This is a genomic window from Streptomyces sp. NPDC005302 (assembly GCF_040607345.1).
Lineage (GTDB): Bacteria > Actinomycetota > Actinomycetes > Streptomycetales > Streptomycetaceae > Streptomyces.
In genome coordinates, this window is record NZ_JBEXGN010000004.1 from 302355 (window position 1) to 325214 (window position 22860).

A 22860-nucleotide genomic window follows, 5' to 3' on the forward strand; every position below is an offset into this window, starting at 1 on the left:
GCGTGCGGGAGACGGGGACTACGCCTCGAACTTGCGGTACGAGGGGTCGAGGTCGCGGACTTCGGCGGAGGCGTGCAGCTCCACTCCCCCGGCCGGCTTCACGTAGGTCCTCAGCAGCTCCAGGGTCGCCTCGGCGAGCCGGGCCCTGACCTCCTCGGTCCGTCCGGCGAGCAGACCGAGGGTGACGTGCACGACGGCGTGCCCTGCGGTGTCCGCGCCGACCACGGTGTCCTCGGTGCGGCGGAACTGCGTCTTGCAGGCACCGATCTTCGCCGCTGCCGTCTCGACCACCTCGTCGTGCAGCGCGAGGGCGAAGCCCTGACGGTCGAAGGCGTCGTCGAGCGTCGCGGAGTAGTCGACGGTGATCTGCGGCATGGGGCGCTCCTGTTCCGGGCGGGAAAGTCCCGAACACCCTAGCCCTGCCCGGCGGTGAAGGCGGGCAGGGCTGGGGTGCGGTCCCCGGAGCGCCGGGGTGGGGTGGTGCGACGGGCGGTTACGGGGTCCGGGTGAACACCGCGACCGTCCGGGCCGGGACCGTGAAGGTGCCCGAACTCCGCGCGTAGGACGAGGACTTGACCACGGGGTCCGCGCCCTTGGCCTGCGCCGGGTGCAGCGCGTACGGCGTCCCGGCCACGGAACCGACCGTCTGCTCCTGCTTCGTCGGGGTCGCGTTGAAGACCATCACCAGGTCGCCGAGGCGCGCGGTGATCACTCCGGGGGTCTCCTCCTTGCCCGAGAGCGGGAAGGAGAGCTTCGACTGCACCTGCGCGGCCGTGGAGAGCGAGAAGACGTCCTCGCCCGTACGGATGCGCTGCAGGTCCTGGTAGGCGGCGGACGTGCCGTCGATCTGCGCGCAGCCCACCGAGACGGTCGTCAGCAGCGGCTTGGCGTAGGGCCACTTGGCGGCGTTGTCCGCGGCCGGCGGCAGCCCGCGGCCGAAGCCGTTGCCGTCCTGGCAGTTCCAGTGGATGGCGTTGAACCAGTCACCGCTGTCGAAGGAGTTGCGGTCCAGGGACTTGGAGCGCAGCAGGTCGGATCCGGCCTGGGAGAGGGACGGTCCCTGCGAGAGGGTGGCCGTCGCCATCGCCAGGACCTGCATCCGGGCCCGGTCCGCGGCGCCGGTCGTCGCGGGCAGCTTGTACGTCAGCGCGTCGTACAGGGACTCGTTGTCGTGTGCGTCGGCGTAGGCGAGCGCGTCGCCCGGTGCCTCGGCGTATCCGGCCGGCTGGCCGTTGTAGTCGACCTCCGAGCCCTTGACCTCCTTGCCCGCGGAGTCGGTGAAGCGGTACGCGGCCAGGTTGCCGGTCAGCCCGACCTTGATGAGGTCCTGGTAGTGCAGCAGGCGGGCCTTCTGCTCGGCCGGTGTGCCGTTGGCGGACGACGAGTTGGGGTCGGTGTACAGGCCGGAAGCGAAGCCCTGGACTCCCGGGTCCTCGTCGAAGGGGCTGCCGCCGCGCACGGCGTCGCGGGCGCGGTCGGAGAAGGTCGCGATCCCGGTCCCGGCCATGTTCTTCTGGGTGGCCTGGACGAAGCGGGCGTCGTCGGCGACCTCACCGAAGTTCCAGCCCTCGCCGTACAGGACGATCTTCTTGCCGTCGACGCCGTCCTTGGCGGGGGTGAGCGCGTCGAGGGCCTTCCTGACCGCCAGGATGTTGGCCTTGGGGTGGTGCCCCATGAGGTCGAAACGGAAGCCGTCGACCTTGTACTCCTTGGCCCAGGTGACGATCGAGTCGACGACGAGCTTGCCCATCATGGCGTTCTCGGTCGCCGTGTTGGAGCAGCAGGTGGAGTTGGCGACGCTGCCGTCGGCGAGGAGCCGCTGGTAGTAGCCGGGGACGATCCGGTCGAGGACGCTGGTGTCGGCCTGGCCGCTCGCGGCGGTGTGGTTGTAGACGACGTCCATGACGACCCGCAGGCCGTCCTCGTTCAGCGACTTGACCATGTTCCGGAACTCGACCGTGCGCCCGGTGCCTTCGGGGTCCGTGGCGTAGGACCCCTCGGGGACCGTGTAGTGGTACGGGTCGTAGCCCCAGTTGTACGCGTCCTTCGCGGCGGTCTTCGCCACGCACTCCTGCTGCTTCTCGGAGTCGGCCGGGTAGGAGGCCAGATCGCAGTCGGTGCTCGCCCGGTCCGCCTTCTTCTCCGGGACGGTCGCGAGGTCGAAGGCCGGCAGCAGGTGCACGTACGAGGTGCCGGACGCGGCCAGCTTCCTCAGGTGCTTCGAGCCGTCGCTGTTCTTGTCGGTGAACGCGAGGTAGGTGCCCTTGTCCTTCGCGGGGACGGTCTTGTCCTCCACCGAGAAGTCGCGGACGTGCAGTTCCTGGATCTGCGCGTCCCGCAGCGGGACGGCCTTGGGCTTCTTCAGCGAGGACCAGCCGGACGGGGCGAGGGAGGGGGCGTCCAGGTCGACGACCAGGCTGCGCTCCGAGTCGGTGGTCAGGGCGACCGAGTACGGGTCGGTGACCTTGTTGGTGACGAGCTTGCCGACGGTCGGCGCCCACACCTTCACGACGTAGCGGTAGGGCTTGCCCTTCCAGGACGGCCTGCCCGTGACGGACCAGACGCCGGTGGTGTCGTTCCGTCGCATCGCGACGGCGGTGCCGTCGAGGTCGAGGCTCACCGACTGCGCGGTCGGGGCCCACACCGACAGGGTGGGGACACCGCCGCGGAAGACCGGTCCGAGGCGCGCGCCGCGCGCGTCGTACAGGTCGTCCAGGACACCGGCGGTCTGCACACCGGTGGCCGCCAGCACCGCGCCGTTGGCCGCGCGTTGCGAGGCGACGAGCTGGCCGCCGAGCGAGGCCCGGACCCGGTCGCGGTCGCGCGGGTCGACCGACCAGGCGGTGTACGTCTTCAGATGCGGGAACGCGGCCTTCTGGGCGTCGGTCAGTGTGGTCTTCTCCAGCCGCAGCCATCGCTCGTCGTCGCTGGTCAGCGTCCCGTCCTTGACGGCGATCGAGCCGTCGCGGGAGGCGAGGAGCTGGGTGGAGACGGCGGCGTCGGAGCCGTTCCAGGCGACCGTGTCCCGGTCGATCCAGACCGCCTTGGAGGTGGTCAGGTCGAGGGCGGCGGCACTGCCCGCGGGCTGCGGGAGCAGGTACGTGTCCTGACCGTTCAGCAGCCACACCTCGTGGCCGTTCGCGGTCAGGTCGAGGGACTGGTCGGTGGGCAGGTCCTTCTCGTCGCCCTTGTGCAGGATGTAGCTGAGGCTGGTCGCGCCCTCGGCGAGCGGCACCTCGTAGACGGCTCCGTAGGCGTCGGTGCGCACCGGCTCCAGGGGCTTCGTCCAGTCCGTGGGGCTCGCCGCCCCGGTCCAGGTGTGCAGACCCCAGCCGGTGTAGTCGCCGTCCGCGCGGTGGTAGTGCAGTACGGCCTTGGACTTGTCCTGGGCAGGGTAGTCGGGCCGTTCGGTCAGGACCGGTTCCTTGCCCTGTTCGAGCCAGACCTCACCGGTCTTCGTGACGTCGATGGTGCGGTCGGTGGCGACGTCCTTGTTGCCGTCCTTGTCGATGACGAGGAAGCCGACACTGGAGGCACCCGGCTTCAGCTTGACGTAGGCGAAGGCCCCGTAGGCGTCGCGGCCGACGAAGTCGTGGCCGGCCGGCCAGGTCGTGGCCTCACCGTCGGCGAGGTCGCCCCAGGCGTACAGCCGCCAGTCGGTGTAGTCGCCGTCGGTGCGCTTGTAGTGCACGATCGCGTAGTCGCGGGAGGAGGCCGTCGGGATCTCCGCGGCCGGCGGGGCGCCGGTGACGGAGGCGGCCGTCGCGCTCGCGGTGCGGCCCGCCGAGTCGACGACAACGGCCTTGTAACGCAGGGGCGTTCCGGCCGGCACGTCCTTGCCGATGGTCTGGGTGACCTTGTACGGGGCGTGGTCGGCGGAGCCGAGGGTGCGCCACGAGCCGTTGCCGGCCTGGGCGGCGAAGACGACCCGGTCGAGCTGCCCGCCCGTGACGTCGGCGCCGAGCTCGACGGTGCCGGTGGCCCCGGCGTCGGGGGCCTTGAGGGTCAGGGTCGGCTTCGTCGCGGGGGCGGCGAGCCGGCCCGCGGCCTCGAGGACGATCGCCGAACCGGCCGGGACGGAGACGGTGACCTTCTTGTCTGCGTCACTGCGCACGGAGGCGGAGGTGCCGTAGACGCCACGGAAGTCCATGCCCCCCGAACCCGTCGCGAAGGTCGCCGACTTCGCCTCGTCGGCGTTGTTCACGGCGACGACGTACTCGGTGCGGGACTTCGCGTCGGTGCGGGAGAAGGCGTACACGCCCGCTCCGTCGGCGGCGTAGCGCTCCGTCTGGACGCCGTCGGCGAGGGCCGGGTTGGCCTTGCGGAGCCGGGAGAGTTCCGCGATCTGACGGTAGAGCGGGGCGCTCGTGTCGTAGGCGTCGCTCGCGTGGGTGCGGTCGGTGCCGATCTCGTCGTCGTCGAGGTAGTCGGCGACCTTCGAGGCGAACATCGTCTGCCGGGCGTCCTTGTCGCCGCCGGAGCCGGTGAAGCCCTGTTCGTCGCCGTAGTAGACGACCGGGTTGCCGCGGCTGAGGAACATCAGCTCGTTGGCGAGCCGGTCCTTCTTCAGCAGTTCGGCGTCGGTCGCCTTCGGGTTGTCCTGGTCCAGGAAGTACCCGATGCGGCCCATGTCGTGGTTGCCGAGGAAGGTGACCTGCTCGTACGCGTTGGCCTTGTCGGTCGTGTACTTGTAGTCGTCCCCGAACACCGACGCCAGCTTCTTCGCACTGCCGCCCTGGGAGGCGTACGAGCGGGCCGCGTCCTGGAAGGGGAAGTCGAGGGTGGCGTCGAGCCGGCCCTCGGTGACGTAGGGCGAGGTGACCGATGTGTCGGCGGAGTAGACCTCGCCGAACATGAAGAAGCCCTTGCGCCCCTGCCGGGCGGCGTACGCGTCGAGGGCGGTCGCCCACTGCGTCCAGAACTCCATGTTCACGTGCTTCACGGTGTCGATCCGGAAGCCGTCGATGCCGAAGTCCCGCACCCACCGCTCGTAGATCTTCTCCATGCCGCTGACCACCTCGGGACGCTCGGTCCACAGGTCGTCGAGGCCGGAGAAGTCGCCGTACGTGGTGGACTCGCCCGCGTAGGTGGAGTCGCCCCGGTTGCTGTACATGGCCGGGTCGTTGAGCCAGGACGGGACCTTGGCGTTCTTCTTCGCGGCGGGCACCGTCGGCGTGCGCGGGAAGGAGCCGGTGTCCACGGACGGGAAGCCGTGGGCGCCGTCCGCGTAGTCCGCGTCGTCGAAGGGCCGGCCGTCCTTGGTCAGATAGGGGAAGGCACCCTTGGAGAGGTAGTCGTAGGACTTCTCCTGGTAGTCGACGACGTCGGCCGTGTGGTTGGTGATGACGTCGAAGAAGACCTTCATGCCCTTGGCGTGGGCCGTGGAGATCAGCTTCTCCAGGTCCTTGTTGGTGCCGAAGTGCGGGTCGACCTGGGTGAAGTCGGTGATCCAGTAGCCGTGGTAGCCGGCCGAGGCGTCCTTGCCGGTGCCCTGCACGGGCTGGTTCTTGAAGATCGGCGCCATCCAGATGGCGGTGGTGCCGAGGTCCTTGATGTAGTCGAGCCGCTTCGTGAGGCCCTTGAGGTCGCCGCCCTGGTAGAAGCCCTTGTCGGTCGGGTCGTATCCGGTCGACAGGCGTGAACCGGTCAGTCCGCCCTCGTCGTTGGAGGTGTCGCCGTTGGCGAAGCGGTCCGGCATCACGAAGTAGAACTGGTCGCGGGTGGCGTCGTGCCGCGCGGGCTCGGCCGCGAGCTTCGCGTCGGACGGGGGTGCGGGCGGGGTCTCGGCCCGCGCCGCGAGGGGTTGCGCGAGCGATACGGCCAGTGCGGCGGCGAGGACGGCTGCGCGCAGCCGGGGGCGGCCGAAGCGGCGCGCCGACCCTCTCGGTATCAGGTCCACAGCAGTGAACTCCTAGCGATGACGGCGTACTCGGGTCCGACCCCGCGCTGCGTTCCGGCTTCGGTGCCGAACGCCCGCGTGACCGTATCGCTCACGCAAGGTTTACAGCAAGAGTCTTGCAACATGCGGAAAGACTTTTCAGCAGCTGGACTTGCCCGCGTAGAGCGCGAGTGCCGTGTTGGCGCCCAGGGTTGCCGTGAACTGCCCCGAACCGTTCACCGTGACCTGCGTGTTGTTCTGCACGTTGCAGTAGGTGCCCGCCGCGAGGGAGGTCGTGTACGTCCGGCTCAGCGACGAGGTCTCGTGGTTGATGGCGACGAATCCCTTGCTGCCGCGGCCGAAGGCGATGGCGTCGTTGCCGTTGTCCCACCAGTTGCTCAGCGCCTGCCCGCGGGTGGTGTTGCGGAAGGCGACCATGGACTTGATCTCGGGCCAGGCGTGCTGGCACTTCCAGCCGTCCTGCCAGCAGGCGTTCACCGTGCCGCCGTTGGGCGGTCCGGCGTCCACGTTCGACCACTCGTAGCCGGAGTTGATGTCGGGGGCGCCGTAGGGGTAGGCGAGCATGAAGACGTTGGCGAGGGTGTAGTTCGCGCCGTCCTTGTAGTTGAGGGTCGAGCCGTTGCGCTCGGTGTCGTGGTTGTCGACGAACACGGCGGCGCTCGAGCTGCTCATATAGCCCCAGCCCTCGCCGTAGTTCTTCAGGTAGGCGAGGTTCTCGTTGTTGAAGACCCGCTTGAGGTCGTAGGCGTAGCGGAACTCCTGGACGTCGCCGTTGCCGGTGTACTCGGTGGGCTGGACGGCCTCTCCGGCGCCGTAGATGACCTCCTGCTTCCAGTACGCGGACGGGTTGGTCAGCCGGGACTTGATGTTGGCGAGGTCGGCCGCCGGGATGTGCTTGGCCGCGTCGATACGGAAGCCGTCGACGCCGTAGCCGAGCAGGGTGTTCAGGTATCCGGCGATGGTGGAGCGGACGTACTCCTCGCCGGTGTCCAGGTCGGCGAGGCCGACGAGTTCGCAGTTCTGGACGTTGGAGCGGTTGGTGTAGTCGCTGATGCTGGCGGTGCAGTCGTCCATGTCGTACGAGGAGTACAGGCCGGGGTAGTTGTACTTCGTGTACGACGAGCCTCCGGTGCCGGTGCCGGAGCCGGCGGACATGTGGTTGATCACCGTGTCCGTCACGACCTTCACGCCGGCGGCGTGGCAGGTGGTGACCATGTTCTTGAAGGCGGTGGCGTCACCGAGCCGCCCGGCGATCCGGTAGCTCACGGGCTGGTACGAGGTCCACCACTGCGAGCCCTGTATGTGCTCGGCGGGCGGGGACACCTGGACGTAGCCGTATCCGGCGGGGCCCAGCGTGTTGGTGCACTCCTTGGCGACCGAGTCGAATTTCCACTCGAAGAGGACGGCGGTGACGTCCTTGGTGCCGGGCGGGGTGGCTTCGGCCGTACCGGCGGGGAGGACCACCGAGGCGGCCATTCCGGCGGCGAGTGCGAGCGCGGTGGCAAGAGTTCTCTTGGCCATGTCATCTCCTGCACGTCGTTGTGCGGTGGGGGTGTGCGGGTGCCTGCGACCGGGGCGCCGGGGTGTGCGGTGGGGGGTCAAGTGAGGCGCCCTGGAGGGAAGTTGCCCGGTAAATCAGTCGGGCGTGTGCCGGAACGTATCTCTTGCCAACAAGTTTCAGCAAGATGTCGTAAGAGATTTCAGGGCGTGAAAAAGCGGTGCCCCGGTCCTTGAGGACCGGGGCACCGCTCAGTCGTGGCGGGGCAGGGTCAGGCTGCCCACCACACGGTCGTGTCGGCGGGCAGCTTCGCCCCGCCGTCGCGCTCCACGGTCACCTCGCCGCTCGCGACGAGCACCCGGCCGTACGCCGGGAGGGTCACGGCCACTCCGCTCGTGTTCGCGGTGCAGACGAACTCGCCCCGCCGGAAGGCGAGGACGCCCTCGGGAGCGTCGAGCCACTCGACGGTGTCGCCCGCCCCGAGGTCCGGCCGCTCGCGGCGCACCGCCAGCGCCTCGCGGTACAGCTCCAGGGTCGAACCCGCCGCGCCGGTCTGCGCCTCGATGCTCAGCTCCGCCCACTCGGCGGGCTGCGGCAGCCAGCTGCCGCCGTCACCGAAGCCGTACGAGGAGCCGGCGCGGGTCCACGGGATCGGCACCCGGCAGCCGTCGCGGAAGCCGTCCTGTCCGGCGCCCCGGAAGTAGGCGGGGTCCTGGCGTACCTCGTCGGGCAGGTCGACGACGTCGGGCAGGCCGAGCTCCTCGCCCTGGTAGAGGTAGGCGGAGCCGGGCAGCGCCAGCATCAGCAGGCTCGCGGCGCGGGCCCGGCGCAGACCGAGCTCCCGGTCGCCCGCCGTACGGATCTGGGTGCCGAGGCCGGGCTCGTTGGCGAACCGGGTGGCGTGCCGGGTCACGTCGTGGTTCGACAGCACCCAGGTGGAGGGGGCGCCGACCGGACGCATCGCGTCGAGGGTGCGGTCGATCACCGAACGCAGCTCGGCCGCGTCCCAGTGGGTGCCCAGGTACTGGAAGTTGAAGGCCTGGTGCAGCTCGTCGGGGCGCACGTAGTTGGCGGTGCGCTCGATGGTCGGCGTCCACGCCTCGGCGACGAAGATGCGCTCACCGGAGTACTCGTCGAGGATGGTGCGCCACTGCCGGTAGACCTCGTGCACACCGTCCTGGTCGAAGAACGGCATGACATCGTTGCCCAGCAGTTTCAGCTGGTCGTGGTCACCGAGGTCCGGCAGGCCCTCCGCCTTGACCAGGCCGTGCGCGACGTCGATACGGAAGCCGTCGACGCCCATGTCGAGCCAGAACCGCAGGATGGAGCGGAACTCGTCGCCGACGGCGGGGTGTTCCCAGTTGAAGTCGGGCTGCTCCGGCGCGAAGAGGTGCAGGTACCACTCGCCCGGCGTGCCGTCCGGCTCGGTGACCCGGGTCCAGGCCGGACCGCCGAAGATGGACTCCCAGTCGTTGGGCGGCAGTTCGCCGTCCGCGCCCTTGCCGGGGCGGAAGTGGTAGCGGTCGCGCAGGTCGGAGCCCGGCCCCTCGCGCAGGGCACGCTTGAACCACTCGTGCTGGTCGGAGGAGTGGTTGGGCACCAGGTCGACGATGATCCGCAGGCCCAGTCCGCGGGCGTCGCGGATGAGCGCGTCGGCGTCCAGGAGGTTGCCGAACATGGGGTCGACGGCACGGTAGTCCGCCACGTCGTAGCCGGCGTCGGCCTGCGGCGAGGCGTAGAAGGGGCTGAGCCACACGGCGTCCACGCCGAGGTCGCGCAGGTACGGGAGTCGGGAGCGTACGCCCTCCAGGTCACCCATGCCGTCGCCGTTGCTGTCGGCGAAACTGCGCGGATAGACCTGGTAGATCACCGCGTCGCGCCACCAGTCGCGGTGCGCGGCGACGGTGGCGAGAACGGAGTTCGGGGCCTGGTCGGCGGAGTGCTGGCTCATGGCGTCCTTGATGCGATTCGTTCCCCTCGGCCGGGCGCGGCCGGTCGTGGGGAGGAGTTCGGTGGGGGCTGCCCCCGCCGCGCGCGAGACCGGGAGTGACGGGGCGCGGAGGTCGGGCGGTATACGGAAGGCGGAGACGTCGGGGTGGAGATGAGGCGGCCGCGGTACCGGCGGGGTCGGATGGGCACCGCGGCCGCCACCCGCGCGCGTCGGCGCGCGGGAGTCTGCGGGCGTTCTGGGGCGTCCCTGGCGGGTCAGCCCTTCGTGCCGCCGGCGGTCAGTCCGGTCACCAGGTTCTTCTGCACGAGGTAGAAGAACGCGGACACGGGTATCGCGACCAGGACCGCGGTCGCGGCCATCAGGTTGCGCTGCGCGTCGTGCTCGCTGACGAAGCTCTGGAGTCCGACGGCGAACGTGTACTTCGAGTCGTCCAGCATGAACGTCGAGGCGAAGGCGACCTCGCCGAACGCGGTGATGAAGTTGTAGAACGCGGCCACCGCGAGGCCCGGCTTGGCGAGCGGCAGGATCAGCCGGAAGAAGGTGCCGAAGGGGCTCAGCCCATCGACGCGGCCGGCCTCGTCGATCTCGAACGGGATGGTGTCGAAGTACCCCTTGAGCAGCCAGGCGCTGTAGGGCACCGCCGTCGAGCAGTAGACGAGGATCAGGCCGAGGTAGGAGTCGATGAGCTGCAGGTCCGAGAGGATCTGGTACATCGGCACGATCAGTACGGCGATCGGGAACATCTGGGTGACCAGCAGGACCCACATGAACTTCCGGTAGCCGGGGAAGCGCATGCGCGAGACGGCGTAGCCGGTGGTGGCCGCGACCATCACGCCGATCACCGTGGTGCCCAGCGACACGATGAGCGAACTCTTCATCCAGTCGAAGAAGTTCGTGTGCTGGAGCACGAAGGAGTAGTTGTCGAACGTCATCGTGTCCCAGATGCGTCCGGGGTGCAGGTAGTCGTCCTTGTCCGGGCCGAGGGACAGGAAGACGAGCCAGGCGATCGGGAACAGCGCGACGAGGCTCGCGACGGTCAGGATGCCGTGGGAGGCGAGCTTGCCGCCGAGGCCGCGCTCACCGCGCTTGCGCGCCGGACGCGCGGGCTCGGCCTGGCCGGGGGCCTGGTCGGCCGGCGGCGTCCGCAGGGTGGTGGTGCTCATGGAGACTCCCGCCTCAGATCGCGAGCTGCTGGTCATTGCGGTTCAGCCAGCGGCGGTAGAAGGAGGTGAAGACGACGAGGATGGCGAGCAGCAGCACGCCGTAGGCGGCCGACTGCGCGAAGTCGCGCGGCTGCTGGCCGAAGCCGAGGTAGTAGGCCCAGGTGACGAGGATCTGCGCGTCCGGGGCGGTGTTGCCGAACAGCAGGAAGATCACCGCGAACTGGTTGAAGGTCCAGATGACACCGAGGAGCACGACGGTGGAGCTGACCGACCTGAGTCCCGGCAGGGTGACGAAGCGGAACTGCTGCCACGCGTTCGCCCCGTCCATCTCGGCGGCCTCGTACAGCGTGCCGTCGATGGACTGCAGGCCGCCGAGCAGCGAGACCATCATGAACGGCACACCGCACCAGGTGTTGACCATGATCGCGGCGAACCGCTGCCAGAAGGTGTCCTCCAGCCACGCGGGTGACGGCAGGTGCACGGCGTCCAGCATGGAGTTGACGATGCCGCCGTCGGCGAGCATGAAGCGCCAGCCGAAGACGGTGACGAACGTCGGCACGGCCCACGGCAGCACGAGGATCAGGCGGTAGACGGTGCGGCCACGCAGCCTCTGGTTGAGCAGCAGCGCGAGGCCGAGGCCGATGCAGTAGTGCAGGGCGACACACAGGGCGGTCCAGGCGATGGTCCAGATGAAGTGCGACCAGAAGCGGTCGTACGACGTCGGGCCCCAGAGGATGTCCTTGTAGTTGTCGAGGCCGATGAACTTGTAGGTGGCGTCGATGTGGTTGACGCCGATCGTGCGGGCCGAGTTGAGGCTGTTGGCGTCCGTGAGCGTCAGATAGAGGCCCCGTACCAGGGGATAGAGCACCAATCCGCCGAGTACGACGACGACCGGGGCGATCATCGCGTACGCGTACCAGTACTTCTGGTACGAGTGCTTCAGACGCTGCATCCGGCCGGGACGCGGTGCTCGGTCACCGCGGCGCTTGCCGGTCGCTCGGTCGATGGCGACTGTCATGGTTCGACACCTTCTGCAAGATCAGGAGTTGGGCGCACACAGCCGGTGGCCGCCGGATCCGTGCCCCCGTCCGGCGGGGGCGTGGAACCGGCGGCCACACGGGCTCACTTGCTGAAGTCCGGGACCAGCTTGGCGATCGCCAGTTCGGCGTTGCTCAGGCCCTTGTCCAGGGACTCCTTGCCACCCGCGATCTTCGGCAGCTCGGTGTCGAGCGGGCCCCACAGCGAGCTGTACTCGGGCAGCGCCGGGCGCGGCTGGGCGGCGGAGAGCACCGTCTGGTAGCCGGCGATGCCCGGGTCGGCCTTGACCTCGGCGGTGTAGGCGTCGTCACGCGTCGGCAGCGTGGAGTTCTTGAGCGCGATCGTCGCCTGCGACTTCGCGGAGGTCATGAACTTCACGAACTTCAGCGAGGCCTCCTGGTGGGCCTTGTCCGAACCCGCGTACACGGAGAGGTTGTGGCCGCCGGTCGGGGCGCCCGCCTTGCCGGAGGAGCCGGCCGGGACGGTGGCGATCCCGAGGTTCGCCTTGTCCGTGAAGGCCGAGCCCTTGTAGAAGTTCGTGATCTCCCACGGGCCCTGCACGATCGCGGCGACCTTGCCGTTGACGAACGCGTCCTGGATGTGGGCGTACGCGTCGGCGGTGGTGTCGGCCTTGTGCAGGCCCTTGCCGGAGAACAGGCCCTGCCAGGTGCCGTACGCCTTCTGCGCGGCCGGCGAGTTCACGGTGATCTTCTTGGCGCTCGCGTCGACGGTGTCGGTGCCCTCGCCGTAGAGGAAGGACTGCGCGTAGTAGGCCTGGGTCGAGCCCCAGTAGCCGTCCGTGCCGGTCTTCGACTTGATCTTCGCGGCGTCGGTCTTCAGGTCGGCCCAGGTCTTCGGGGCCTCGGTGATGCCGGCCTTCTTGAAGAGCGCCTTGTTGTAGACGAGCGCGAGGGTGTCGGTGACCAGCGGAACACCGTAGGTCTTGCCGTCGTACTTGGCCTGCTCGATCAGGCTGGGCTGGAACTTGGCCTGGTCGGCGAGGGCCGCGGTGCCGTCGAGGGGCAGGAAGAAGCCCTTCTTCGCGAAGGCCGGGGTCCAGCCGACCTCGGAGCGCAGGATGTCCGGGGCGCCCTTGGAGCCGGCGGCCGTGTCGAACTTGTTCTGCGCCTGGTCGAAGGGCACGTTGACGTACTTGACCTTGATACCGGGGTTGGCCTTCTCGAACTGCTGGGCCAGGGCCTTGTACGTCGGCGCCTCATTGGTGGCGTTGGAGGTGTCCCACCACGTGATGGTGGTGGGGCCGTCCGACTTGTCGCTGCCGCTGTCACTGCCGCCGCAGGCCGTCGCCGCGAGGGCGAGGGACGCCACCAGCGCGGTGGCCGCTATGCCACGCCGCATGAGATCTCCTTGAGGGTGAAAGCCCGAGTAGGTGGGGATGCGGTCCCGCCCGATCCCCTTGCCGACTTGCCGACTGCGCCGTTGCGTCCGCCGGGCGACGTGAACGTAACAGCGTTGTAAGCGGCGCGAAAGACCTTGCAGCAAAAAAGTGCAAGAGCTGCCGAGAGTTACGGCGCCGTGACCTCCCCCGCATCACCCCGAAACCCTTCTCTGAGGCCGCTCAGCGGACTTCGGGGCCGCTGTGCAAGACTCTGCAAGCTCTTGCCATGGGTGTCGCGCACGGGGATCATCGGGCCGTCAGCGCCTTGCAGGAGCCACCCTTTCCCGCGGCGCACGCCCGGGACGCCGATCCGACCGGAACACGAGGGAGCGCGATGACGCAGCAGCCCGCAGCGGGCCGTACAACCGCCCGCACACGGCGTCCGGTTGGTGGGCAGGGCGGGACACGACCGGTACAGTCCAATCCTGTGACCACACGGCTTGCCGACATCGCAGCCCAGGCGGGGGTCAGTGAAGCGACTGTCAGCCGCGTCCTGAACGGGAAGCCGGGCGTCGCCGCGACCACCCGCCAGTCCGTCCTGGCCGCGCTCGACGTACTGGGCTACGAGCGCCCCGTCCGTCTGCGGCAGCGCAGCGAGGGCCTGGTGGGCCTCATAACCCCCGAGCTGGAGAACCCGATATTCCCCGCGCTCGCGCAGGTCATCGGGCAGGCCCTGACGCGCCAGGGCTACACCCCCGTCCTCGCGACCCAGACCCCGGGCGGCTCCACCGAGGACGAGCTGACCGAGATGCTGGTGGACCGCGGGGTCGCGGGCATCATCTTCGTGTCCGGACTGCACGCCGACACCTCCGCGGACATGCAGCGCTACGAACAACTGCGCGGTCAGGGTGTCCCCTTCGTCCTCGTCGACGGCTTCTCCCCCAAGGTGCAGGCGCCCTTCATCTCCCCGGACGACCGCGCGGCGATGGCCCTGGCCGTCACCCACCTCGCCTCCCTCGGACACACGAGCATCGGGCTCGCACTCGGCCCCAAGCGCTTCGTGCCGGTGCAGCGCAAGATCGAGGGCTTCGTGCGCACGATGCAGGAGCAGCTGGGCCTGCTCCCCGCCGACGTCGAGGAGCGACTGGTCCAGCACTCGCTGTACACGCTGGAGGGCGGCCAGGCCGCCGCGAGCGCTCTCATGGACCGCGGCTGCACGGCGATCGTCTGCGCCAGCGACATGATGGCGCTCGGCGCGATACGGGCGGCGCGCCAGCGCGGTCTGGAGGTTCCGACGGACGTCTCGGTCGTGGGGTTCGACGACTCGCCGCTCATCGCGTTCACCGACCCGCCGCTCACGACGATCCGCAAGCCGGTGCCGGCGATGGGGCAGGCGGCGGTGCGCACGCTGCTGGAGGAGATCGGCGGGACACCCGCGCCGCACAGCGAGTTCGTGTTCATGCCGGAACTGGTGGTGCGCGGTTCGACCGCTTCGGCGCCCGGAGACCGTATTCGTCCCTGAGCAGGATGATCTGCGGGTTTCAGTCCTGCCCTGGGCGTAGAAAGTGCGACTCGAACCCATCCGGTGGATGATCGGTGGTCGAAGGCTTTTCTGGCAGACTCTGCGCCTATGGGTGAGACGACCGTGACGACACTGGAAGGCCGGAATGAGGCCACTCCACAACCCGTCGCGGAGGAGAAGGCGGGTCACAACCTCCTGCGTCGTATGCGGGCCCCGCGTCGCCCCCGCCTCTGGTTCGAAATCCTGCTCATCGCCGTCAGTTACTGGACCTATTCGCTGATCCGCAACGCCGTGCCGGAGCAGAGGCACGAGGCGCTGCGCAACGCGGACTGGATCTGGCGGCTGGAGCACGACCTCGGCATCGCCGTCGAGGAGTCGGTGAACCACGCCGTGAACTCGGCGACATGGCTGATCATCGGGATGAACTACTACTACGCGACGCTGCACTTCGTGGTGACGCTGGGTGTTCTCGTGTGGCTGTACCGTCGCCATCCCGGCCGGTACGCGGCCGCCCGTCTCGCGCTCTTCGCGACCACGGCGGTGGCCCTTCTCGGCTACTACTTCTTCCCGCTTGCGCCACCTCGCCTGATGACCGGCGGGACCTTCGTCGACACCGTCACGGTCCACCAGACCTGGGGGTCGATGGCCTCCGGCGACCTGAAACACATGTCGAACCAGTACGCCGCGATGCCGTCCATGCACATCGGCTGGTCCCTGTGGTGCGGCCTGACGGTCTTCGCCCTGGCCTCGGCCCCCTGGGCCCGTGTCCTCGGCCTGCTCTACCCCGCGGCCACCCTCATGGTCATCGTCGCGACGGCCAACCACTTCTGGCTGGACGCGGTGGGCGGCATGCTCTGCCTCGCCTTCGGCTTCCTGGTGGCCCGCCTCTGGTACGGGGCGCTGCCCTACCGGCTGCCGCAGTGGGTCCCGGACACCGGCACCGCGCGGAACCTGCCGGCGAAGACCTGACCGAGCCGCCGGCGGGGGGGCCACCACGATCGAAGGACGGTCACGTCGTGTGACCGCCCTTCGGCACTTTCGCCCTCGGTCCCCGCGCACCAGGACCGGGCGGATCACGGCGCGCCGCCGCGGGGCCCTGCCACTCACGCGCCGTAGAACAGCTCGTCCACGACGGCACGGGCCCGGCGGGTGGTGCGGCGGTAGTCGTCGAGCATGTCCCCGACGTGGCCGGGGCCGTAGCCCAGGTAGCGGCCCACGGCGGCCAGCTCGCGGCCGTCGGAGGGGAAGGTGTCGCCGGCCCGGCCCCGTACGAGCATCACGGCGTTCCGTACCCGGGTGGCCAGCACCCACGCCTCGTCCAGCGTGGCCGCGTCCTCCGTGGACAGCAGCTCCGCGGCGCACGCGGCGGCCAGCGCCTCCCTGGTCCGGGTCGTCCTGAGGCCCGGCTCGGCCCAGCCGTGCCGGAGCTGGATGAGCTGCACCGTCCACTCCACGTCGGACAGGCCGCCCCGCCCGAGCTTGCTGTGCAGCGTCGGGTCGGCGCCGCGCGGCATCCGCTCCGACTCCATCCGGGCCTTCAGCCGCCGGATCTCCCGGACGGCCTCCTCGCCCAGCCCCTCCGCCGGGTACCGCAGCGGATCGATCAGCTCGATGAACCTGCTCCCGAGGTCGGCGTCACCCGCGACGACCTCCGCCCGCAGCAGTGCCTGCGACTCCCACACGAGCGACCAGCGCCGGTAGTACGCCTCGTACGACTTCAGCGTCCGGACCAGCGGGCCGGACTTGCCCTCCGGGCGCAGGTCCGCGTCGATCAGCAGGGGCGGGTCCGCGCTGGAGATCTGCAGCAGCCGCCGCATCTCGGACACCACGGCGTTCGCGGCCCGTGAGGCCTCCTGGTCGTCGACGCCCTCGCGGGGTTCGTGCACGAAGAGGACGTCCGCGTCGGAGCCGTAGCCCAGCTCGTGGCCGCCGAAGCGGCCCATGCCGATCACGGCGAACCGGGTGGGCAGGGTGTCGCCCCAGCTGTCGCGCACCACGGCCCGCAGCGTCCCGGCGAGCGTCGCCGCGGTCAGGTCGGAGACCGCGCCGCCGACGAGGTCGACCAGTGCTCCCTGGTCGGCGACGGCCGGGGTCTCCTCGGTGCCGTAGGAGGCGACGATGTCCGTCGCGGCCGTGCGGAACAGTTCCCGCCGCCGCACCCCGCGCGCGGCGGTCACGGCCTGCTCGCCGCCGTCGGCCCGGCGTACCGCGGCGAGGATCTCCTGCTCCAGGTGGGCGCGGTCGCGCGGTTCGAGGCCGCCGGCCTCGCCGTCGCCCAGCAGCGCGACGGCCTCCGGCGCGCGCAGCAGCAGGTCGGGGGCGAGCCGCCCCGCGGAGAGCACCCGGGCGAGGTTCTCCGCTGCGGCGCCCTCGTCCCTCAACAGCCGCAGATACCAAGGGGTCTTGCCGAGAGCGTCCGACACCTTCCGGAAGTTGAGGAGACCGGCGTCGGGATCGGCGGAGTCCGCGAACCAGCCCAACAGGACCGGAAGCAGGGTGCGTTGGATGGCGGCCTTGCGCGACACCCCGGACGCCAGGGCCTCCAGGTGTCGCAGCGCCGCGGCCGGGTCGGCGTAGCCGAGGGCGACGAGCCGCTCCCGGGCCGCGCCGGGGCTCAGCCGGGTCTCGCCCGGCGCCAGTTGGGCGACGGCGTCGAGCAGCGGCCGGTAGAAGAGCTTCTCGTGCAGACGGCGCACCACGGAGGCGTGCCGTTTCCACTCCCGGTTCAGTTCCCTGACGGGGTCGACGCGCAGACCGAGCGACCTGCCGATCCGCCGCAGGTCGGCGTCGTCCTCCGGCACCAGGTGGGTGCGCCGCAGCCGGAAGAGCTGTATGCGGTGCTCCATCGAGCGCAGGAAGCGGTACGCCTCGTCGAGCTGCACGGCGTCGGCGCGGCCCACGTAGCCGCCCGTGGCGAGTGCCTTCAGGGCGTCCAGGGTGGTGCCGCTGCGCAGCGACGTGTCGACCCGGCCGTGCACCAACTGGAGGAGCTGCACGGCGAATTCGACGTCCCTGAGGCCGCCGGGTCCGAGCTTCAGCTCGCGTTCGATCTCGGCGGCCGGGATGTTCTCGACGACCCGGCGCCGCATCTTCTGCACGTCGGGGACGAAGTTGTCCCGCTCGGCGGCGTGCCACACCAGCGGAGCCAGCGTCGCCACGTACTCCTTGCCCAGTTCGAGGTCACCGGCGACCGGGCGGGCCTTGAGGAGCGCCTGGAACTCCCAGGTCTTCGCCCAGCGCTGGTAGTAGGCGAGGTGGCTGCTGAGCGTGCGCACCAGCGGGCCGTTGCGGCCTTCGGGGCGGAGGTTGGCGTCGACCGGCCAGATGCTGCCCTCGACCGTGGTCTCGGAGCAGATGCGCATCATGTGGGAGGCCAGCCGGGTCGCGGCCTGCACGGCCTTGGACTCGTCCGCACCCTCGGTGCCCTCCGTGCCCTCCCCGACGAAGATGACGTCGACGTCGGACACGTAGTTGAGCTCGTGTCCCCCGGTCTTGCCCATCGCGATCACCGCGAGCCGGCACAGCGCGGCGTCCTCGGGCGCGGCGGCGCGGGCGATGGCGAGGGCGGCGCGCAGGGTCGCCGTGGCGAGGTCGGCCAGCTCGGCGGCGGTCTGGGCGAGGTCGGTGGTGCCGCACACGTCCCGCGCGGCGATGGAGAGCAGGCAGCGGCGGTAGGCGACGCGCAGGGCGACGGGGTCGTCGGCGTCGGCGAGCCCCTCCTCGAACTCCGCGACGCCGGGGTGCAGGTCCTGCGCTTCGTAGGTGACGAGGACCTGCCAGTCCTGGGGGTGCCGGGCGAGGTGGTCGCCGAGCGCCTCGGAGGCGCCGAGGACGCCGAGGAGCCGGTCCCGCAGCGGCTTGGCGGCGATCAGGGTGTCGAGGAGTTCCCGCCGGGCGGAGTCCCCGTCCTGCGCCTCGACGAGCCGGACGAGTCCGAGGAGGGCGAGGTCGGGATCGGCGGTGGCGCCGAGGGCGTCCAGGAGGACCGGGTCGACTCTTATGGGCGCCAGTTCGGGGCCCTCCAGCAGACGTTCGGCCGCCGAGGGATCGGTGAACCCGTGCCGCAGCAGCCGTGTGAAGGTACTGCTCCTGCGCCCCGGCGCCGTCATCCCGGCCTCCCGTCGGATCGGACCCCGCACCGCCTTCGGATCAAGGTCGTGCGAAGCGAGCGTAACCCCGGGTGCCGGGGTGGCGCCCCGCGCCGGTCGGGACGGCGAGGTGATGGCCTCGGCGTCAGCGAGCCGGTGGCGTACGCGCCGCAGGACGGTGCCGCCTTCATGCACTTCGCGGACCCGGATGACGGGGGTCCCCCCGTGTTCGAGCGAAGCCGAGAACTCGGGGAGGCTGGGTGGTCCAGGAGTACCGCAAGCGGGCGGCTGAGCCGCTCCACCAGGCCCTCGGCCAACTCGCCCGCGAGCACTGACGGCGGGCGGCGCCCAGGGCAGCGGGCGCCGACGGCAGCGGCAACTCACAGGGGGCGGCGCCGACGGCCGCGGCTTACGGCGGGCGGCGCCGACGGCAGTCGTTCATCCGCTCTTCACCCCGCCGGTTGAGGGACGTGGGCCCCGGGAATATTGGCGTGTGCATGCTCTGTCCGCACCGCCCCCGTCGTCACCCCCCACTCACCGGAGGTCTGCAGTGCCCGGCAGAAACGTGTACCGCCGCAGTCGTGCCGTCGTGGCATCCGCCCTCGCCTTCACCGCGGCAGCGGCCGGGGTCTGGACCGGCTTCGCCGGCTCGGCCCCCGCGCACGCAGCGGCGGCCGTCCCGACCCCGGACCACGTCGTGGTCGTGGTCTTCGAGAACCACGCGTACAGCCAGGTGATCGGCTCCTCCAGCGCCCCCTACATCAACTCGCTCAAGACCGGCGGGGCCAACCTCTCCCAGTCGTACGCGGAGACGCACCCGAGCCAGCCCAACTACTTCGCCCTGTTCTCCGGCTCCACCCAGGGGATCACGGACGACAGCTGCTACACGCCCGGCTTCTCCTCCGCCCCGAACCTCGCCTCCGAGCTGATCGCCAAGGGCAAGACCTGGGGCAGCTACAACGAGACGCTGCCCAGCCAGGGTTCGACGACCTGCAGCAGCGGCGACTACGCCCGCAAGCACAACCCCTGGTTCGGCTTCAGCAACGTGCCCACGTCCAGCGCCAAGACGTTCGCGCAGTTCCCCACGGACTACACGACGCTCCCGCAGGTCTCCTTCGTCGTCCCGAACCTGTGCAGCGACATGCACGACTGCTCGGTGTCCACCGGTGACACCTGGCTGAAGAACAAGATCGGCGCCTACGCCACCTGGGCCAAGACCCACAACAGCCTCCTCGTCGTCACCTTCGACGAGGACAACCGGCTCGCCGGGAACAAGATCCCGACCGTGCTGTACGGCCAGCAGGTGACCCCGGGCTCCTCCTCGGCGACCACCTACAACCACTACGACCTGCTCCGCACGCTGGAGGACATGCACGGCCTCACACACGCCGGCAACGCGGCCTCCGCCAAGGACATCACGGGCATCTGGACGTCCTGACATGTACGTAGCGGACAGCCGCGCCGGTACGCCCGAGACCCCGGCGGCGGCCCCGTCCGCGGACAGCGCCGCCCGGCCCCTCGCCGGGCGGCGCCGTGCCGCGGTCGCGCCCACCGTGCTGGCCCTCGGCGCGGTCAGTCTGATCACCGACGTCTCCTCCGAGATGGTGACGGCGGTGCTGCCCCTCTACCTGGTGGCGGGGCTCGGCCTGTCCCCGTTGGGCTTCGGGCTCCTCGACGGGATCTACAACGGCTTCTCGGCCCTGGTCCGCCTCGTCGGCGGCCATCTCGCCGACCGGGGAGGCGGCCGCCACAAGTGGGTGGCGGGCGCCGGCTACGCGCTCTCCGCGGCCTGCAAACCGCTGCTCCTGGTGGCACAGACGCTCACCCCCATCGGGCTGGTCCTCGCCGCCGACCGCACCGGCAAAGGGCTGCGCACCGCCCCGCGCGACGCCCTGATCTCCCTGTCGAGCACCCCGGAGAACCGTGGCCGCGCCTTCGGCGTGCACCGCGCGATGGACACCGCGGGCGCCCTGCTCGGCCCGCTCGCCGCCTTCCTGATCCTGCGCGCCACCGTCGACGGCTACGACGCCGTGTTCACGGTGAGCTTCTGCGTGGCCGTGGTCGGCGTGCTCGTCCTGGTGCTCTTCGTACCGGGCGGCGCCGGCACGAAGGGTGACACCGGCGGGCCGCCCGGCACCGGTGCCGGCCTCGAAACCGGGACGGGGAGCGGGGCCGGGCTCGTAACCGGGACGAGGACCGGGGCCGGTCCGGAAACCGGGACGGAGAGCGGGGCCGGTCCCGTAACCGCGGCCGGCACGGGCGGCCAGGCGGCCGAACCGGCCGCCGCGCCGCGCCCCACCCTGCGCGCCGCCCTGGCCCTGCTGCACCGCCCGGAGCTGCGGCGCATCGCGGTGTGCGCGCTGCTGCTCGGGCTCGCCACGGTCAGCGACTCCTTCGTGTTCCTGCTCCTCCAGCGGCGTCTCGGGGTGCCGGACCGCTGGTTCGCGCTGCTGCCGCTCGGCACCGCCGCCGCCTTCCTCCTGCTCGCCGTCCCGCTCGGCCGGCTCGCGGACCGGGCCGGCCGGTGGCGGGTGTTCCTCGGCGGGCACGGCGCCCTGCTCCTCGCGTACGCGCTGCTGCTCAGTTCCTGGCAGGGCACCGCGTCCGCCTGCGCCGTGCTGCTGCTGCACGGCGGCTTCTACGCGGCGACCGACGGCGTCCTGATGGCCGCCGCCTCGGACAGCGTGCCGAGCGAGCTGCGCTCGTCCGGGCTCGCGCTCGTCCAGACGGGCCAGGCGCTGGCCCGGTTCGTCTGCTCGCTCGGCTTCGGCGCGGCCTGGACGGCGTGGGGCGACCGTACGGCGCTCACGGCGTCGGCCGTCCTGCTCGCCCTGTGCGCGGCGTTCGCCCTGAGCCTCCGCCCGATCCGCGCCACCACCCCCTCAGAAGGCCTCGTATGACACTCCGCAACCGCATCCTGGTCCTCGCCTGCGCCCTGGTCGTCCTCGCGGGCGTCGCGGTGGCCTCCGTGCTGCACGCCTCGGCGCGCGCGGACCGCCGGAACCAGGCCCGGCCGGGCGGCCCGCGGATCACCGCCGGGCCGGTGTCCCTGACCGATTCGAGGCGGCTGGTGTTCCGCAACATGGCGTGGGGTCCGCACCGCGACGAGCTGACGGCCGTCCCGGCGTCGGACCCGTCGGGCCCGCGCGTCGCGTCGGACGTCAAGTGCCTGCGCTTCTACGCCGCTTCGGGCACCGGCGTGTGTCTCCAGGCGGCGCACGGCGCGGTGCGGGACACATACCGGGCGGTGATCCTGGACGCCACGCTGCACGAGCGGGCCCGCTACGACGTGCCGGGGATCCCGTCCCGGGCCCGGGTCTCGCCCAGCGGGCGGTTCGCGGCCTGGACGGCGTTCGTCGGCGGCGACTCGTACGCGGGCACGAACTTCTCGACACGGGCGGCGATCGTCGACACGCGCACGGGCCGGCTGACGCCGTCGCTGGAGGCGTACCGGGTGGTCAAGGACGGGAGGGCCTATCACGCGGCGGACGTGAACTTCTGGGGCGTGACCTTCGCGGACGACGACCGCACGTTCTACGCCACGATGGCCACGCACGGCTCGACCTACCTGGTCCGCGGCGACCTGCGGGCCCGCACCGTCACCACCCTGCACACCAACGTGGAATGCCCGTCCCTGTCCCCCGACGGCACCCGCGTCGCCTACAAGAAGCGCGTCAAGGGCCTCCCGGCGGACGCCCCGTGGCACCTGTACGTCCTGAACCTGCGCACCGGCCGCGAAACCGCCCTCGCGGAGCCCCGCAGCGTCGACGACCAGGCGGTCTGGCACGACAACCACACCCTGGTCTACGCCCTCCCCGGCGACTACGGCGCCGACCTGTACACAATCCCGTCGAACGGCACGGGAACCCCACACCGCATCAGCACGGCGGCGGTATCTCCGGCATACATCGGCTAGCCCCGCCGGACACAGCGCAGGGCCGACGATCAATGACCGCCGGCCCTGCGTGTCGCTTCCGCGCGGACCCTTGAGACAGACCCGCACCGCCGTGCCCCTACAGCACCGGCAGGTTCTTCCGCAGCTCGAACGCGGTCACCTCGCTGCGGTACTCCTCCCACTCCGACTTCTTGTTGCGGAGGAATTGACGAGGGCCGCCAGCCACGTGGGGCGATCCAATCTGGTCCGCCCCTGACCTGCGCAAGTCAGGTCGTCCGAGGCCGTCGGTTGTCGTTGCGGGTTGCCCGTTGACGGCCCAGCGACGGCCCCGACAAAGGCTGCTTCCAACGTTGAGGGAAGCAAGTGCGTCATCGGGCCGCCGCTCACGTGTCGCACGCCTCGGACATTTCCAAGGGAAGCACCAACCGGCGGGCCCCCGAGATACCCGCTGCCGCCCCGATAGGCCT

At 70.5% G+C, this 22860-nt stretch carries 14 protein-coding genes and 1 pseudogene; 6 read left to right on the forward strand and 9 right to left on the reverse strand.

Translation table 11 applies throughout. The features are described 5' to 3' along the window. Positions 1-18 precede the first annotated feature (18 nt). The 7 genes from ABZT74_RS08080 to ABZT74_RS08110 form a co-directional block, all read right to left on the reverse strand. Positions 19-375: a 5-carboxymethyl-2-hydroxymuconate Delta-isomerase gene (locus tag ABZT74_RS08080; RefSeq protein ID WP_356165846.1), complete on the reverse strand. Its 357-nt coding sequence runs from the start codon at positions 373-375 to the stop codon at positions 19-21. 118 nt (positions 376-493) lie between these two features. Continuing rightward, positions 494-5899: a pullulanase-type alpha-1,6-glucosidase gene (gene pulA / locus ABZT74_RS08085; protein WP_356433752.1), complete on the reverse strand. Its 5406-nt coding sequence runs from the start codon at positions 5897-5899 to the stop codon at positions 494-496. Positions 5900-6037: 138 nt separating this feature from the next. Then, the gene (locus tag ABZT74_RS08090; protein WP_356165849.1) at positions 6038-7420 is read right to left on the reverse strand and encodes an alpha-amylase family protein; all 1383 of its coding nucleotides are present in this window, start codon (positions 7418-7420) and stop codon (positions 6038-6040) included. Between the two features lie 248 nt (positions 7421-7668). Next, positions 7669-9348, reverse strand: coding sequence for a glycoside hydrolase family 13 protein (locus tag ABZT74_RS08095; protein ID WP_356165851.1), 1680 nt, complete (start codon positions 9346-9348; stop codon positions 7669-7671). 254 nt (positions 9349-9602) lie between these two features. Next, the gene (locus ABZT74_RS08100; protein WP_355870376.1) at positions 9603-10511 is read right to left on the reverse strand and encodes a carbohydrate ABC transporter permease; all 909 of its coding nucleotides are present in this window, start codon (positions 10509-10511) and stop codon (positions 9603-9605) included. 13 nt (positions 10512-10524) lie between these two features. Then, the gene (locus ABZT74_RS08105; protein WP_356165854.1) at positions 10525-11529 is read right to left on the reverse strand and encodes a sugar ABC transporter permease; all 1005 of its coding nucleotides are present in this window, start codon (positions 11527-11529) and stop codon (positions 10525-10527) included. Positions 11530-11633: 104 nt separating this feature from the next. Then, positions 11634-12908 (reverse strand): extracellular solute-binding protein, encoded by a 1275-nt coding sequence (locus ABZT74_RS08110; RefSeq protein WP_356165857.1) that lies wholly within the window; start codon positions 12906-12908, stop codon positions 11634-11636. 467 nt (positions 12909-13375) lie between these two features. On the opposite strand from ABZT74_RS08110, the gene ABZT74_RS08115 reads away from it, so the two are divergent. Then, complete coding sequence (locus tag ABZT74_RS08115) at positions 13376-14410, forward strand: LacI family DNA-binding transcriptional regulator (RefSeq protein ID WP_355870368.1); 1035 nt, start codon at positions 13376-13378, stop codon at positions 14408-14410. 108 nt (positions 14411-14518) lie between these two features. Beyond that, on the forward strand, positions 14519-15379 hold the full coding sequence (locus tag ABZT74_RS08120; protein ID WP_355870366.1) for a phosphatase PAP2 family protein: 861 nt from the start codon (positions 14519-14521) through the stop codon (positions 15377-15379). 134 nt (positions 15380-15513) lie between these two features. Here ABZT74_RS08120 and ABZT74_RS08125 read toward each other — a convergent pair whose 3' ends face one another. Then, positions 15514-18519, reverse strand: coding sequence for a bifunctional [glutamine synthetase] adenylyltransferase/[glutamine synthetase]-adenylyl-L-tyrosine phosphorylase (locus ABZT74_RS08125; RefSeq protein ID WP_356165860.1), 3006 nt, complete (start codon positions 18517-18519; stop codon positions 15514-15516). Between the two features lie 114 nt (positions 18520-18633). Between ABZT74_RS08125 and ABZT74_RS08130 the strand changes: the two are divergent. From ABZT74_RS08130 to ABZT74_RS08145, 4 genes and pseudogenes are all read left to right on the forward strand, one after another. Continuing rightward, a pseudogene (locus ABZT74_RS08130) lies at positions 18634-18833 on the forward strand (hypothetical protein); the annotation flags it as partial. A 215-nt stretch (positions 18834-19048) separates the two neighbouring features. Then, complete coding sequence (locus ABZT74_RS08135; protein WP_356165863.1) at positions 19049-19936, forward strand: alkaline phosphatase family protein; 888 nt, start codon at positions 19049-19051, stop codon at positions 19934-19936. A gap of 1 nt (position 19937) precedes the next feature. Beyond that, positions 19938-21398 carry an MFS transporter gene (locus ABZT74_RS08140; RefSeq protein WP_356433753.1) on the forward strand — a complete coding sequence of 487 codons (1461 nt, stop codon included), beginning with the start codon at positions 19938-19940 and terminating at the stop codon, positions 21396-21398. Beyond that, complete coding sequence (locus ABZT74_RS08145; protein WP_356433754.1) at positions 21395-22414, forward strand: TolB-like translocation protein; 1020 nt, start codon at positions 21395-21397, stop codon at positions 22412-22414. The genes ABZT74_RS08140 and ABZT74_RS08145 overlap by 4 nt, the downstream gene beginning before the upstream one ends. A 97-nt stretch (positions 22415-22511) precedes the next feature. Here the strand turns inward: ABZT74_RS08145 and ABZT74_RS08150 are convergent, their stop codons facing one another. Further along, a complete protein-coding gene (locus tag ABZT74_RS08150; RefSeq protein WP_356433755.1) occupies positions 22512-22619 on the reverse strand; it encodes a glutamine synthetase in 108 nt (35 codons plus the stop codon). Positions 22620-22860 lie beyond the last annotated feature (241 nt).